Genomic DNA, 14,265 nt, shown 5'->3' on the forward strand with positions numbered 1-14,265 from the left:
ACCCGGCCCGGCACCGCCCCGACCGCAGGCGTCCGCGAGGTGGGACACCCGCCGCAACGCCCGCCGGAACGTCCCGCCGCCGCCCCGGGCCGGTCGCCGGGCGGTCACAGAACGGCAGCCCGACTTCCGAGTACACCGGGGGGGCTGGAATGATCCTCCTGTCAGATGCAACATCCTGGGGGACCGGAGATCGGGGCGGGCGGAGAGTTGCCGCAACTCGTACTTGAAATCGACGGCCGGCAGCGGGTACTCGAACCCGGCCGCGCCTACACCATCGGCCGTGACCCGGCCTCGGACTTTCCGTTCGACGACGCCCGGGTCTCCTGGCGGCACGCCGGCCTGAGCTTCGACGGCGCGAGCTGGCAGCTCGCCGACCACGGCTCCACCAACGGCACCTTCGTCGCCGGGGCCCGGGTCGCCCAGACCGCGCTCCACCCCGGCACCGTCGTGCACCTCGGCAACGGCCAGAACGGGCCCCGGCTCGCCTTCACGGCGCCCGCCGCGGCCCCCGCCCCGCAGGGCGGCATCCACGAGGCCGCCACCAGCCGGGCCCCCGGCCCGCAGCAGGACCAGGCCCCGTTCCAGCAGCCGCAGTTCGGGCCCGGCCCGGCCGCCGCCGCGGGCCACCGGCCGCCGCCGGTCGAGCAGCCGATCCCGCAGGGCTGGGACGCGCCCACCCCGCGCCCCGGCTTCCCCCAGCAGCAGGCCGCCGCCCCCGTGCCGCAGCAGTTCCAGCCGCCGGTGCAGCAGCCGCCCGTGCCGCAGCAGTTCCAGCCGCCGGTGCAGCAGCCCCCGGTGCAGCAGCAGTTCCCGCCGCAGCAGCAGGCCGCCCCGGCCCCGGTCGGCGGCCTCGGCAACCCGACGATGATCCGCAGCCTGGCCGGCGGCCGCACCATCCGGATCGGCCGCGCGCTCGACAACGACATCGTGGTCTCCGACCTCCAGGTCTCCCGCCACCACGCCGAGCTGCGCCAGCTCCCGGACGGCCGCTGGGAGATCGTCGACCTCGGCAGCCACAACGGGATCTTCCTCAACGGCCAGCCCACCCGCCGGCAGCTGATGGGCCCGCAGGACCGGCTCACCGTCGGCCACTCCTCCTTCGTGCTGGTCGGCGACCAGCTCCAGGAGTACGTCGACAACGGCGCCGTCTCCTTCTCCGCCCACCACCTGACCGTCGAGGTCGACTTCAAGGGCGGCAAGAAGGTCCTGCTCAACGACGTCAGCTTCTCCGTCCCGGAGAAGTCCCTGGTCGCGGTGATCGGCCCGTCCGGCTCCGGCAAGTCCACCCTGCTGCGCGCCCTCACCGGCTACCGCCCCGCCGACCGCGGCGACGTGCTGTACGACGGCCGCAACCTGTACCGCCAGTTCGCCGAACTGCGCTCCCGGATCGGCCTCGTCCCGCAGTCCGAGATCCTGCACAAGGAACTCACCGTCCGCACCGCCCTCAAGTACGCGGCCCGGCTGCGCTTCCCCGGCGACACCGAGGCCGCCGAGCGCGAGCGCCGGATCGACGAGGTGCTGTACGAGCTGCGCCTGGACAAGCGCGCCGACAACCGGATCACCGCCCTCTCCGGCGGCCAGCAGAAGCGCGTCTCGGTCGCCCTGGAGCTGCTCACCAAGCCCTCGCTGATCTTCCTGGACGAGCCCACCTCCGGCCTCGACCCGGGCATGGACCGCGAGGTCATGCAGACCCTGCGCGGCCTCGCCGACGACGGCCGCACCGTCCTGGTCGTCACCCACTCGGTCGCCGAACTCGCGCTCTGCGACCGCCTGCTGGTGATGGCCCCCGGCGGCTCGGTGGCCTACTTCGGCCCGCCCGGCGAAGCCCTGCACTTCTTCGGCTACGAGACCTGGGCCGACGTCTTCCAGGCGTTCGAGAACTACCCGGACCACGACTGGGCCGGCCGCTACCGCAGCTCCGTCCACTACCAGCAGTACTCGGCCAACGTGGACGCCGTCGCCTCCCAGGTCCACCAGCCCAACGCGCTCAACCAGCTGCGCCCGCCCAAGCCGCAGAGCTGGGGCTCCCAGCTGTGGACGCTGATCCGCCGCTACCTGGCGGTGATCGCCTCCGACAAGGGCTTCATCGCGCTGTCCGTGATCCTGCCACTGGTCCTCGGCGCGGTCTCCGCGGTCATCCCCGACAAGTGCGGCCTGGCCGCCTGCGACACCGGGTCCCACCGCAACGACGCGGCCCGGCTGATCCTGATGGTCGTCGCGTTCTCCGCCTGCCTGGCCGGCTCGGCGAACTCGGTCCGCGAACTCATCAAGGAACGCGCGATCTACGAACGGGAACGCGCCACCGGCCTGTCCCGCTCGGCCTACCTGGCCTCGAAGTTCATCGTGCTCGGCGCGATCAGCTTCCTGCAGGGCGGGCTGATCTCCGCGATCGCCTTCAAGGTCCGCAAGCTCCCCGCCGAGGGCCTGGTCCTCAAGCACCTGCCCGCGGCCGAGATGTCCATCGGCGTGATCCTGCTCAGCTTCACCTCGATGATGGTCGGCCTGGCGATCTCCTCGCTGGTCAAGACCGCCGAGAAGACCATGCCCCTGCTGGTCATGTTCGCCATCGTCCAGATGGTCTTCACCGGCGCGATCTTCCAGCTCTTCGACAAGCCCGGCCTCGAACAGCTCGCCTGGCTGATGCCCGCCCGCTGGGGCGTCGCCGCCAGCGGCAACACCCTCGACCTGGCGCACACCTCCCCGGTCGTGATCGCCAAGCCGCCGGAGACCGCCCCGCTGGACTCCCTCTGGGACCACTCCGCGGGCATGATGTTCCTCAACTGGACCGCGATGATCCTCATCTCGGTCGGCCTGGGCCTCGCCATCCAGCGCTTTCAGAAGCGCCACGAGCCCGACGTCATGCAGAACGGCTGAGCGGGTTCCCGCAGGCCGGGGCCGGGAGCGACACCAGTCGCTCCCGGCCCCGGCCGTTTCCCGGCCGGGTGCGGGCCTCCCGTCCTAGGTCTCGCGCCCGAGGCGGCCGCCGTGATCACGGCGGTAGCCTCGGGCGCATGGACAGTCCCCGGTGCGACCCGTCGCTGCAGGCGATCGAAGCGGTCAGCGCGGCGGTGCTGGCGATGTCCCGGCCGCTGGAGGTGCGGGAGGTGCTGCGCCGGATCACCGCCTCCGCCCGGACCCTGCTGGGGGCCGAGTACGCCGCGCTCGGGCTGCCGGACGACCACGGCGGGTTCGCCCAGTTCGTGGTGGACGGGGTGAGCGACGAGCAGTGGCGGGCGATCGGCCCGCTGCCGCGCCAGCACGGGGTGCTGGCCTCGATGCTGCACGACCGCGAACCGACCCGGCTGGCGGACGTCCGCACCGCCCCCGCGTTCGGCGGCTGGCCGGACGCCCACCCGGACATGACCGACTTCCTCGGCATGCCGATCATGGACGAGGACGAGATCGCCGGCGCCCTGTTCCTCGCCAACAAGCCCGGCGGCTTCACCGAGCAGGACGAGGAACTGCTCCGGATCCTGGTCGCGCACGCCGCCCTCGCCCTCGGCAACGCCCGGCTCTACGAGCGCAGCCGCGAACTCACGCTGTCCGGCGAGCGCGCCCGGATCGCCCACGACCTGCACGACGCCGTCTCGCAGAAGCTCTTCTCGCTGCGGCTGACCGCCCGCGCCGCCGCCAAGCTGGTCGACCGGGACCCGGCCCGGGCCCGCGACAACCTGGCCGAGGTGGCCCGGCTCGCCGCCGAGGCGGCCGACGAACTGCGGGCCGTGGTGATCGAGTTGAGGCCCGCCGCACTGGAGGAGGACGGCCTGGTGGCCACCCTGGCCTCGCAGGTCCAGGTGCTGGACCGGGCGCACAGCGCCAAGGTCGCCTTCACCGCCGCCGGCGTCCGCGCGCTGCCCGCCGCCCAGGAGGCGGCCGTGCTGCGGGTCGCCCAGGAGGCGCTGCACAACGCGCTGCGGCACGCCGGGGCGGGCGGCGTCGAGGTCACCCTGACCGGCACCGCCGGCCGCGGCGTGCGGCTGACCGTCCGGGACGACGGCCGCGGCTTCGACCCCGAGTCGGTGCGCCGGGCCGGCCGCCACCTCGGACTGGTGTCGATGCGCGACCGGGCCGCCGCGGTGGGCGGCCGGCTGTCCCTGGAGTCCGCCCCGGGCCGGGGCACCCTGGTCGAGATGGAGGTTCCCGGTGCCTGACACCACGCCACCGATCCGCGTGCTGCTGGTGGACGACCACCAGGTGGTCCGGCGCGGCCTGCGCACCTTCCTGGAGGTGCAGGACGACATCGAGGTGGTCGGCGAGGCCGCCGACGGCGCCGAGGCCGTCGAGCAGGCCGACCGGCTCGCCCCCGACGTCGTCCTGATGGACCTCAAGATGCCCAAGGTGGACGGCATCGAGGCGCTGCGCCTGCTGCGCGAGCGCGGCAGCGCCGCCCGGGTGCTGATCGTCACCAGCTTCACCGAGCACCGCACCGTGGTCCCGGCGCTGCGGGCCGGCGCCGCGGGCTACGTGTACAAGGACGTCGACCCGGAGGCGCTGGCCGGGGCGATCCGCTCGGTGCACGCCGGACACGTCCTGCTGCAGCCCGAACTGGCCGCCGCGCTGCTCGCCGAGGACGTCCCGGCCCCGCCGCAGGGCCGCGGCGGCTCCCTCACCGACCGCGAGCGCGAGGTGCTCTCGCACATCGCCGACGGCCGCTCCAACCGGGAGATCGCCCGCACCCTGCACCTGTCGGAGAAGACGGTCAAGACGCACGTGTCGAACATCCTGATGAAACTGGACGTCGCCGACCGCACCCAGGCCGCCCTGTGGGCGGTCCGCAACCAGCCCTGAGCGGCCCGCCGCACCTGTTCGAGAAGTCGGTCAGGACGCACGTGCCCAACATCCCGGCGCCGCCGACCGCCGCCGGACGGCTCCCCGGGCCGTCCGCGACCGGGCCCGCCGCCCGCTAGTGCCGCCGCTCGTCCACCGCCGCGTTGTACGCCGCGACCTGGGCCCGCCGGGCGGTGCGGTCCAGCGGGGCCAGGGTCTCCCGCCGGGCGGCCATCTCGGAGGCGGAGACCGCCGCCCCGTGCCCGCCCGCGGCGATGTGCAGCAGCGCGGACACCTGCCGGGCCGACTCCAGCACCCGCACCGCGCGCTGCGGGTAGCCGGGTGCGAGCGGCTCGCGGTGGCCCCGCCGGCGGAAGGAGTCCAGGGCGCGCAGCGCCTCCGGTCCGGCCCCCGCCACGTCGAGCCGGACCAGCGCGGCGGTGGCCTGCCGCAGCCCGTCGGCGAGTTCGCGCTCGGCCTCGTCCAGCGAGGGCACGTCGGCGGGCGGCGCGTCGTTCACCGGCAGGCACTGCCACAGCACCCGCACGCCCTGGTCGCCCGCGGGCCCGTACACCTCGACCTCCGGCACCAGCCCGTACGGGACGCCGACCACCAGGACGGCCTCGCCGGCGCCCAGCGCCAGCGCGTTGAAGGAGGCCGGCCCGGTCAGCCCGAGCGGGTGCCCGGCCACCGGGAGGGCCAGCCGCAGGCCCTTCGCGCCCAGCGAGCGCAGCCGCCCGAGCGCCCAGGTGAGGCCCTGCAGCGAGTCGGGGGCCTCGCCGGGCAGGCCGGTCACCCGGTGGGCGTCGTCGGTGCCCTGGACGGCGGCGGCCGCGTCGTCGGGGGAGGCGGCCCCGGCCAGCAGCGCGTTGCCCCAGGCGGTGAGCCGCCCCGAACGGGGTTCTTGGTACGGATTGTCGGCAGGAGTGGCGAGCATCGGACCAGCCTACGGACAAGCGCGCCGGGCGGGTGGCGTAGGTTTGCCCTGACACATGGTGGACCGCACCCCGAGGACCGAACGCCCAGGTCCACGGACGGCCGGATTCTTGCATTTGGGGAAGGCGTAGGCATGAGCGACGTGCTGGAGCTGGTGGACGTTTCCGTGGTCCGGGAGGGGCGCGCGCTCGTCGATCACGTGTCCTGGACGGTCAAGGAGGGCGAGCGCTGGGTGGTGCTCGGCCCGAACGGTGCGGGCAAGACCACGCTGCTCCAGATCGCCGGCGCGTACCTGTTCCCGAGCTCGGGGGAGGCCGTGGTGCTCGGTGAGAAGCTCGACCAGGTCGACGTCTTCGAGCAGCGCGCCCGGATCGGCCTGGCCAGCGCCGCGATGTACGAGAAGCTGCCGGTCGGGCAGACCGTGCTGGAGACCGTCCTCACCGCCGCCTACGGGCAGACCGTGCACGGCAAGGAGACCTACGAGGACTCCGACGAGTCCCGCGCGCTGCTCCTGCTCGACCTGCTCGGCATGGCGAGCTTCACCGGCCGCAAGTTCGGCTCCCTCTCCGAGGGCGAGCGCAAGCGCACCCTGATCGCCCGCGCCCTGATGACCGACCCCGAGCTGCTGCTGCTCGACGAGCCCGCCGCGGGCCTCGACCTCGGCGGCCGCGAGGACCTGATCCGCCGGCTGGCCGCGCTCGCCCAGGACGACCACGCGCCGTCCATGGTGATGGTCACCCACCACGTGGAGGAGATCGTCCCCGGCATGACCCACGTGCTGATGATCCGCCAGGGCAAGGTGCTCGCGGCCGGTCCGATCGGGACCACCCTCACCGCCCGCAACCTCTCGCACTGCTTCGGCCTGCCGCTGACCCTGGAGCAGCGCGGCGACCGGTGGACCGCGCAGGGCTTCCCGCTCGGCTGAGCCCCGCCCGCCCGGACCCCGTCCGGTCGGATCCCGCCCGGCCCCGCGCGCCCCGTTCCGCGCGGCCGGATCGCGCCCCCGAGGCGAACGTCGGGAACCGGTCGCACACACGGCCGGTTTCCGCCGCCCCACCTGCGGGAAGCTACGCGGGGAGAGCCTCGACTTCCCTAGGATGGAGCCCGTGGACAGCTGGATCTGGTGGCTGCTGCTCGCCGTCGCGCTGGGCATACCGCTGGTGGTCACCGCGATGCCCGAGTTCGCCATGTTCGCGATCGGCGCCGGCGCGGCCGCACTGACGGCCGGTCTGGGCGGCGGCACCGTCCCGCAGTTCCTGGTGTTCGTCGCGGTGTCGGCGGCGCTGCTGGTGTTCGTGCGCCCGATCGCCTACCGCCAGCTCAAGAAGGGCCCGGGCTACCGCACGGGCGTGGAGGCGCTGACCGGCGCCACCGCAGTGGTACAGGAAACAGTCGACGGGGGAGAGGGCGGGCGGATCAAGCTGAACGGCGAGATCTGGTCGGCCCGCGCGCTCCACCCGGGTTCGGTGTTCGAGCCGGGGCAGCAGGTCGACGTCGTCGAAATCCAGGGCGCGACCGCCCTGGTCGTCTAGGGGAGAAGCGTTGGAACCCGTCCTCATCGTCTTGATCGTCCTGGTCGTGGTGGCCTTCATCGCCCTGATCAAGACGATCCAGGTGATCCCGCAGGCCAGCGCGGCCATCGTGGAGCGCTTCGGCCGCTACACCCGCACCCTGAGCGCCGGCCTGAACATCGTCGTCCCGTTCATCGACACCATCCGCAACCGGATCGACCTGCGCGAGCAGGTCGTCCCGTTCCCGCCGCAGCCCGTCATCACCTCGGACAACCTGGTCGTCAACATCGACACCGTCATCTACTACCAGGTGACCGACCCGCGCGCCGCGACCTACGAGGTGGCCAGCTACATCCAGGCCATCGAGCAGCTCACCGTCACCACCCTGCGCAACATCATCGGCTCGATGGACCTCGAATCCACCCTGACCTCCCGCGAGGTCATCAACGCCGGTCTGCGCGGCGTGCTGGACGAGGCCACCGGCCGCTGGGGCATCCGGGTCAACCGGGTCGAGCTGAAGGCGATCGAGCCGCCGACCTCCATCCAGGACTCGATGGAGAAGCAGATGCGCGCCGACCGTGACAAGCGCGCCGCGATCCTCACCGCCGAGGGCGCCCGGCAGGCCCAGATCCTGCGCGCCGAGGGCGAGAAGCAGGCCGCCGTGCTCCAGGCCGAGGGCGAGGCGCAGGCCGCCGTCCTGAAGGCCGACGGCGAGGCCGCCGCGATCCGCACCGTCTTCGAGGCCATCCACGAGGGCGACGCCGACCAGAAGCTGCTCGCCTACCAGTACCTGCAGACCCTGCCCGAGCTCGCCAAGGGCGACGCCAACAAGCTGTGGATCATCCCCAGCGAGGTCGGCGACGCGCTCAAGGGCCTCGGCGGCGCCTTCCAGGGCGCGGTCGGCGGCGGCGCGACCCCGGCGGCCCCCGCCGTCCAGCCGCCCGCCGCCCGGGTCCCGGTCGACCCGGCGACCGGCCCCCGCCCGGTGGACACCGAGAACAAGACCGCCCGCCCCCGGGTCGAGCCCACCCGCCAGTACCCCAAGATCGACGAGTAACCCCCGCGAGCCCCGTGCGGGCCCCGGCCGACCCCGCGTCGGCCGGGGCCCGCACCCGTTTCCGCTCCCGTTTCCGCACCCGTTTCCGCACCCGTTCCGCGACCCGCCGGGCCCGTCCGCACCGGCCCGCACCCGTTCCGCATGGCGGACCGCCCCTCGCCAAGCCGCGTGCCGCTCCGGCATGATCGTCCGGCGCATGACAGCAGCCAACGAGGGGGAAGCCGATGACACTGTGGGAGATGACCGCCGTCCTGCTGGCCGGGGTCGCCGCCGGAGCCATCAACACCATCGTCGGCTCCGGCACCCTGATCACCTTCCCGGTCCTGCTCGCCGTCGGCCTGCCCCCCGTCACCGCCAACGTCTCCAACTCGCTCGGCCTGGTCCCCGGCTCACTGGCCGGAGCCATCGGCTACCGCGCCGAACTCGCCGGACAGCGCCACCGCCTGCTGCGCTTCGGCACCGCCTCCCTCACCGGCGGACTCACCGGCGCCGTCCTGCTGGTCACCCTCCCCGGCAGCGCCTTCGAAGCGGTCGTCCCCGTCCTCATCCTCGCCGCCCTGGTCCTGGTCGTCCTGCAACCCCGGGTCGCCCGCGCGATGGCCGCCCGCCGCGCCGCCGGCACCTCCGCCCCCGCCACCGACGGCGGCTGGCTGCTGCTCGCCTGCATCGGGCTCACCGGCGTCTACGGCGGCTACTTCGGCGCCGCCCAGGGCGTCCTGCTGCTCGCCCTGATGGGCATGCTGCTCCCCGACGACCTCCAGACGATCAACGGGATCAAGAACGTCCTCGCGGTGATCGTCAACGGCGTCGCCGCGGTCTTCTTCCTGTTCACCGCCACCATCGACTGGACCGCCGCCCTGCTGATCGCCGCCGGCGCCACCCTCGGCGGCGTGCTCGGCGCCCGGATCGGCCGCCGGCTCCCGCCGATCGCGCTGCGCGCCCTGATCGTGGTGGTCGGCCTCGCCGCCGTCACCAAGCTGCTGTTCTTCTGACCCCGGGCACCCGGCGACGTAGGCTCGGCCGTGAGACCCGGAACCCGGACGGAGCCCGCCATGAGCCGCACCCGCCTCAACGAGGAACAGATCGCCAACGCCCTCGCCGACCTCCCGCAGTGGACCCGCACCGGCGAGGCGATCACCCGGACCGCCGAGACCGCGAGCTTCCCCACCGCCGTCAAGGTGGTCGACGCCGTCGCCGAACAGGCCGAGGCGCTCGACCACCACCCCGACATCGACATCCGCTGGCGCACCCTGACCTTCCTCCTCACCACCCACAGCGCGCACGGCCTGACCAGCCTCGACATCACGCTCGCCCACCTCATCGACCGCGCCCTCGACGACGCCGCCTGACCGCACCGCCCGCAACCCCCGCAAAGCCCCGGCAGAACCCGTTCCCGCGCCATGAGATGCTGGCTGCTTGCCAGACCGCAGTCGGGACGGACGGAACGCATGGCTCAGGAACCTCCCACGACCCCCGGGTACGACCAGCAGCCCTGGTACCCCCAGCCGCAGGGCTACCCCGAGCAACAGCAGGCGTACGGTCAGCAGCCCTTCCCGCAGCAGCAGCAGGGCTACCCGGACCAGCAGGCGTACGGCTATCCGCAGCAGGCGTACGCGGAGCCGCAGCAGCAGGGCTACGGCTACCCCGAGCAGCAGCAGGCGTACGGTCAGCAGCCCTTCCCGCAGCAGCAGCAGGGCTACCCGGACCAGCAGGCGTACGGCTACCCCCAGCAGCAGACCGGCTACCAGGACCAGGCCGCCCAGCAGCTCTACGCGCCCGCCGAGCCCGGCCCGAACCCGTTCGACGCCCCCGGCCCCTTCGACGCCTCGCAGCCGCAGTCCGCGCCGTACGAGGCGGCCGCCGCCCCGGCCGCCGAGGCCGGGCCCGTCACCGCCACCGACTACCCGCACACCAGCGCCGAGGACCCGTTCGCCCCCGGCGGTGACGGCGTGTCAGCGACCGCCGCCGGCAGCACCGGTGACGGCGGACCGGAGCGGGTGGCGGCCGCCCCGCGCGGGTTCGCCGCCAAGGCCCGCGCCGCGGTGCTCTCCGGCGAGGGCGCCCCCAGCCGCCGCGGGCTGGCGATCCGGGTCGGCGCGGGCGTCGCCGCCCTCGCCGTGCTGATCACCGCGGGCGTGCTCGCGGTGTCCGGCGAGGACGAGGACAAGCCCGCCGAGAAGGCCGCCCCGGGCGGCCCGCAGAACATCTCCGTCGCCCACGCCAAGTCCTGGACCGTCGCCGCCGACCCCGGCGCCGGCGGCGACCAGGGCACCGACGACACCCTGGTCGGCAGCTGGCTGCTGGCCGACGCCGTGGTCCGCGCCGACGGCACCGGCGTGCACGCCTACGGCCTCGCCGACGGCAAGCCCACCTGGACGCTCAAGGCCCCCGCCGACGGCGCCGTCCCCTGCGGCCTCTCCCCGGCCGTCAACGGCTCCGGCCTCGGCGCGGTGGTCTACCGCCCCGCCGCCGACCCGAAGAGCCCGTGCAGCACCGTCGCCGCCGTCGACACCAAGTCCGGCCAGGCGGTCTGGACGAAGACGCTCTCCGACACCAAGGACAGCTACGCCACCCACGTCTCCGTCACCGAGGACAAGGTGGTCGCGGTGGGCGAGGACAAGGCGTACGCCTGGGGCGTCGCCGACGGCGCCGAGGCGTGGCAGTACGGCGGCCAGGGCAAGTTCTGCCGGCTGTCCGGCAGCGCCGGGGCCTCCGTCGTGCTGCTGCACAGCCACTGCGCCGACTCCACCCCCGGCGACCAGGCCGTCGCGCTCAACGTCGGTGACGGCAAGGTCAAGTACTGGCGGGGCCTGAACAACCAGCCCACCACCGTCACCGTGCTCTCCGCCGAACCCGCCGTGGTGCTCACCACCGGCGCGAAGCCCGAGGACGAGCGGGTGTTCGCCTGGGGCGCGGAGGGCGACCCGGCGGTGGAGATCCCGACCGCGGTCGAGGGCGGCGGCCGCCTGGACGTCGACAACGGCGGCTTCGCCGCCGTCCCCGGCGTCTACTTCCAGGGCAGCAGCATGTTCGCCGCCGTCGTCCCCGGCGGGGGCGGCAGCCCCACCGCGATCGCCGCGTACGACCTCGGCACCGGCAAGCAGCAGTGGCGCACCCCCATCGCCGAGAAGGGCAAGGCCCACCCGGCGGGGGTGGACGCCGACGGCCTGCTGCTCTCCGTCGACGAGCGCGCCGACCAGCCCGCCCACCTCAGCCGCTTCGCGCTCTCCGACGGCAAGGAGACCCAGGGCGGCGCCTTCCCGCAGGGCACCGGCTCGCTGCTCTCGGCCGGCCGGGTGCACACCGCCACCGGGAAGCTGGTGGCCGTCCCCGAGCACGCCTCCCACTACAGCGCCGCCACCGCCTTCGCCAGCAAGGGCTGAGCGCCCCCGCCCCCGCCCCGCCCCGCGCGCACGCCGACGGGCCCGACCTGTCCCCTGATCAGGTCGGGCCCGTCGGCCGTTCACACGCCCGCGACCGCCTGCCGGTCCTCCGGCCGCTCCGGCAGCCAGGCCGCCAGCTCGCCCAGCTCACCGGCCCGCAGCCCGAGCGCGAGCATCAGCGTCGCCTCCGGCGTCGGCTCGAACGGACGCCGCAGCAACCGCATCCCGGCCTGTTCCGGCGTCCGGTCCGCCTTGTGCTGGTTGCACTCCGCGCAGGCCGCCACGGTGTTCAGCCAACTGTCCGCCCCACCACGGGACTTGGGGAACAGGTGGTCCACCGTGGTGCCCCGCCGCCCGCAGTACGCGCAGCGAAACTGGTCCCGCGCCAGCACCCCCCGCCGCGACCACGGCGCCCGTTGTCGGAACGGCACCCGCACGTACCTGGTCAGCCTGATCACCCGCGGCACCGGCAGCCGCACCCCCGAACCGCGCACCACCCGCAGCGGGTGCGCCTGCTCGACCACCGCCTTGTCCTGCAGGACCAGCACCACGGCACGGCGCAGCGGCACCGTGCTCAACGGTTCGTAGCTCGCGTTCAGGACAAGGGTGTTGCGCATAACGGGCCACCTCCGGCGCTCGCCCGCCGCACGGCGGTGGCACCACTGTGAACGCCCGCACCCCGCCGAACAACGGAATTTCCGCCCCCGCCCACCGACCTGCACCGGAACCCCGGGACCCCGAGCGCGTAGGCTCTACCCCGCTGGAACCGTCCAGGCGCCCCGCCCGCCCCCGGGCAACCGCGCCGGACCCCCGACCGAAGGAGACGCGGGACCGTGACCGACATCGTCGACGAGCTGCAGTGGCGCGGGCTGATCGCCCTGTCCACTGACGAGGACGCACTGCGCAAGGCGTTCGCGGACGGCCCGGTCACGTTCTATTGCGGCTTCGACCCGACCGCCCCCAGCCTGCACCTCGGCAACCTGGTCCAGATCCTCACCATGCGCCGCATCCAGCAGGCCGGGAACCTCCCGCTCGGCCTGGTCGGCGGCGCCACCGGCCTGATCGGCGACCCCAAGCCCACCGCCGAGCGCGTCCTCAACGACCCCGAGACGGTGGCCGGCTGGGTCGAGCGCCTGCGCGGCCAGGTCGCCCGCTTCCTCGACTTCGAGGGCGAGTACGCCGCCCGCATGGTCAACAACCTGGACTGGACGTCCGGCATGTCGGCCATCTCGCTGCTCCGCGACGTCGGCAAGTACTTCCGCGTCAACAACATGATCGCCAAGGAGGCGGTGGCCCGCCGCCTCAACTCCGACGCGGGCATCAGCTACACCGAGTTCAGCTACCAGATCCTCCAGGGCATGGACTTCCTGGAGCTGAACCGCCGCTACGACTGCACCCTGCAGACCGGCGGCAGCGACCAGTGGGGCAACCTCACCGCCGGCACCGACCTGATCCGCAAGGCCGAGGGCCGCTCCGTGCACGCCCTCGCCACCCCGCTGATCACCAAGGCCGACGGCACCAAGTTCGGCAAGACCGAGTCCGGCACCGTCTGGCTCGACCCCGAGCTCACCACCCCCTACGCCTTCTACCAGTTCTGGCTGAACGCCGACGACCGCGACGTCGCCAAGTTCCTGCGGATCTTCTCCTTCCGCAGCCGCGAGGAGATCGAGCAGCTCGAACGCGACACCGCCGAACGCCCCGCCGCCCGCCTCGCCCAGCGCGCCCTCGCCGAGGAACTCACCACCCTCGTCCACGGCGCCGACCAGTACGAGCGCGCCGTCGCCGCCTCCAAGGCCCTCTTCGGCCAGGGCGACCTCGCCGACCTCGAACCCGCCACCCTGGCCGCGGCCCTCGCCGAGGTCCCGAAGGCCACGGTCACCGAACTCGGCCAGATCGTCGACCTGCTGGTCGAATCCGGCCTGGCCCCCAGCCGCTCCGGTGCCCGCCGCACCATCAAGGAGGGCGGCGCCTACCTCAACAACGCGAAGGTCACCGACGAGGAAGCCGTCGCCACCGCCGACGACCTGCTGCACGGCCGCTGGCTCGTCCTCCGCCGCGGCAAGCGCAACCTCGCCGCCGTCGAACTCGCCGGCGCCTAACGACGCACGGAGCCGGCCGAACGCCCGTACCGGCTCCGCACAGGTCGTCAAGTGTCCTGAAACGGACCGGGCTTGACCTGCGAACACGGTGGACAGGGGCCGGATCCAGCCAGATCCGGCCCCGTCGTGTTTGACTCGCCCGCTCCGGTGACCTAACGTAGTCCGAGTCGCCTGAACCGGTTGGAACCGGGAGGCGGAACCCCCCAAACCCTGATGAGCGATTCGTCGCGCGTCCATTCGGATTCCGGATGGAAAAGCGGACCGAATAACTCTGGTAGAGTTCGGGAGCGCCGAAAGGCAAAAGCGAATCGGATCGAATGAAACTCCGGAAAACGGAGCGGAAAACGTCTGATAAGCTGGGAACACGAAAGAACGAAGTGCCCGGAGATGCGGTCGGAAGGCCGGTCGAAGGAAGCGTCCGTTCCTTGAGAACTCAACAGCGTGCCAAAAGTCAACGCCAGATATGTTGACATCCCCGGCCAGCCGGTATCGGTTGGTTGGAGATTCCTTTT

12 protein-coding genes are annotated in these 14,265 nt (G+C 73.2%); 10 read left to right on the forward strand and 2 right to left on the reverse strand.

Going from position 1 to position 14,265, the window contains the following annotated elements; translation table 11 throughout:
• The first annotated feature begins 165 nt into the window (after positions 1 to 165).
• From ACWEO5_RS27625 to ACWEO5_RS27635, 3 genes are all read left to right on the forward strand, one after another.
• Complete coding sequence (locus ACWEO5_RS27625) at positions 166 to 2,874, forward strand: FHA domain-containing protein (RefSeq protein WP_452164928.1); 2,709 nt, start codon at positions 166 to 168, stop codon at positions 2,872 to 2,874.
• A 137-nt stretch (positions 2,875 to 3,011) separates the two neighbouring features.
• Positions 3,012 to 4,151, forward strand: a complete 1,140-nt coding sequence (locus tag ACWEO5_RS27630) for a GAF domain-containing sensor histidine kinase (protein WP_452164929.1) — start codon at positions 3,012 to 3,014, stop codon at positions 4,149 to 4,151.
• Positions 4,144 to 4,788 (forward strand): response regulator, encoded by a 645-nt coding sequence (locus tag ACWEO5_RS27635; RefSeq protein ID WP_452164930.1) that lies wholly within the window; start codon positions 4,144 to 4,146, stop codon positions 4,786 to 4,788. Before ACWEO5_RS27630 ends, ACWEO5_RS27635 begins: the two co-directional genes overlap by 8 nt.
• 115 nt (positions 4,789 to 4,903) lie before the next feature.
• Here the strand turns inward: ACWEO5_RS27635 and ACWEO5_RS27640 are convergent, their stop codons facing one another.
• A complete protein-coding gene (locus ACWEO5_RS27640) occupies positions 4,904 to 5,704 on the reverse strand; it encodes a hypothetical protein (RefSeq protein WP_452164931.1) in 801 nt (266 codons plus the stop codon).
• 132 nt (positions 5,705 to 5,836) lie between these two features.
• On the opposite strand from ACWEO5_RS27640, the gene ACWEO5_RS27645 reads away from it, so the two are divergent.
• From ACWEO5_RS27645 to ACWEO5_RS27670, 6 genes are all read left to right on the forward strand, one after another.
• Entirely contained in the window at positions 5,837 to 6,628 is a 792-nt protein-coding gene (locus tag ACWEO5_RS27645) for an ABC transporter ATP-binding protein (protein ID WP_452164932.1), read from the forward strand.
• Positions 6,629 to 6,800: 172 nt separating this feature from the next.
• A complete protein-coding gene (locus ACWEO5_RS27650) occupies positions 6,801 to 7,235 on the forward strand; it encodes an NfeD family protein (RefSeq protein WP_344552199.1) in 435 nt (144 codons plus the stop codon).
• Between the two features lie 10 nt (positions 7,236 to 7,245).
• Positions 7,246 to 8,271 (forward strand): SPFH domain-containing protein, encoded by a 1,026-nt coding sequence (locus ACWEO5_RS27655; RefSeq protein ID WP_344552198.1) that lies wholly within the window; start codon positions 7,246 to 7,248, stop codon positions 8,269 to 8,271.
• A 224-nt stretch (positions 8,272 to 8,495) separates the two neighbouring features.
• Positions 8,496 to 9,263 carry a sulfite exporter TauE/SafE family protein gene (locus tag ACWEO5_RS27660; RefSeq protein ID WP_452164933.1) on the forward strand — a complete coding sequence of 256 codons (768 nt, stop codon included), beginning with the start codon at positions 8,496 to 8,498 and terminating at the stop codon, positions 9,261 to 9,263.
• Positions 9,264 to 9,323: 60 nt separating this feature from the next.
• Positions 9,324 to 9,620: a 4a-hydroxytetrahydrobiopterin dehydratase gene (locus ACWEO5_RS27665; RefSeq protein WP_344552196.1), complete on the forward strand. Its 297-nt coding sequence runs from the start codon at positions 9,324 to 9,326 to the stop codon at positions 9,618 to 9,620.
• Between the two features lie 99 nt (positions 9,621 to 9,719).
• Complete coding sequence (locus ACWEO5_RS27670; RefSeq protein WP_452164934.1) at positions 9,720 to 11,654, forward strand: outer membrane protein assembly factor BamB family protein; 1,935 nt, start codon at positions 9,720 to 9,722, stop codon at positions 11,652 to 11,654.
• An 80-nt stretch (positions 11,655 to 11,734) separates the two neighbouring features.
• On the opposite strand, the gene ACWEO5_RS27675 is transcribed toward ACWEO5_RS27670, so the two are convergent.
• Positions 11,735 to 12,271 (reverse strand): HNH endonuclease, encoded by a 537-nt coding sequence (locus ACWEO5_RS27675; protein WP_344552194.1) that lies wholly within the window; start codon positions 12,269 to 12,271, stop codon positions 11,735 to 11,737.
• A 216-nt stretch (positions 12,272 to 12,487) separates the two neighbouring features.
• Here ACWEO5_RS27675 and tyrS point away from each other — a divergent pair, with 216 nt between their 5' ends.
• Positions 12,488 to 13,753, forward strand: coding sequence for a tyrosine--tRNA ligase (gene tyrS, locus ACWEO5_RS27680; protein WP_452164935.1), 1,266 nt, complete (start codon positions 12,488 to 12,490; stop codon positions 13,751 to 13,753).
• Positions 13,754 to 14,265: the final 512 nt, after the last annotated feature.

This window comes from Kitasatospora sp. NPDC004272, assembly GCF_053603035.1.

Coding starts and splice junctions, on each gene's coding strand:
- ACWEO5_RS27625 (WP_452164928.1), top strand. CDS start 166: ATGCAACATCCTGGGGGACCGGAGATCGGGGCGGGCGGAGAGTTGCCG.
- ACWEO5_RS27630 (WP_452164929.1), top strand. CDS start 3,012: ATGGACAGTCCCCGGTGCGACCCGTCGCTGCAGGCGATCGAAGCGGTC.
- ACWEO5_RS27640 (WP_452164931.1), bottom strand. CDS start 5,704: ATGCTCGCCACTCCTGCCGACAATCCGTACCAAGAACCCCGTTCGGGG.
- ACWEO5_RS27645 (WP_452164932.1), top strand. CDS start 5,837: ATGAGCGACGTGCTGGAGCTGGTGGACGTTTCCGTGGTCCGGGAGGGG.
- ACWEO5_RS27650 (WP_344552199.1), top strand. CDS start 6,801: ATGGAGCCCGTGGACAGCTGGATCTGGTGGCTGCTGCTCGCCGTCGCG.
- ACWEO5_RS27660 (WP_452164933.1), top strand. CDS start 8,496: ATGACACTGTGGGAGATGACCGCCGTCCTGCTGGCCGGGGTCGCCGCC.
- ACWEO5_RS27665 (WP_344552196.1), top strand. CDS start 9,324: ATGAGCCGCACCCGCCTCAACGAGGAACAGATCGCCAACGCCCTCGCC.
- ACWEO5_RS27670 (WP_452164934.1), top strand. CDS start 9,720: ATGGCTCAGGAACCTCCCACGACCCCCGGGTACGACCAGCAGCCCTGG.
- ACWEO5_RS27675 (WP_344552194.1), bottom strand. CDS start 12,271: ATGCGCAACACCCTTGTCCTGAACGCGAGCTACGAACCGTTGAGCACG.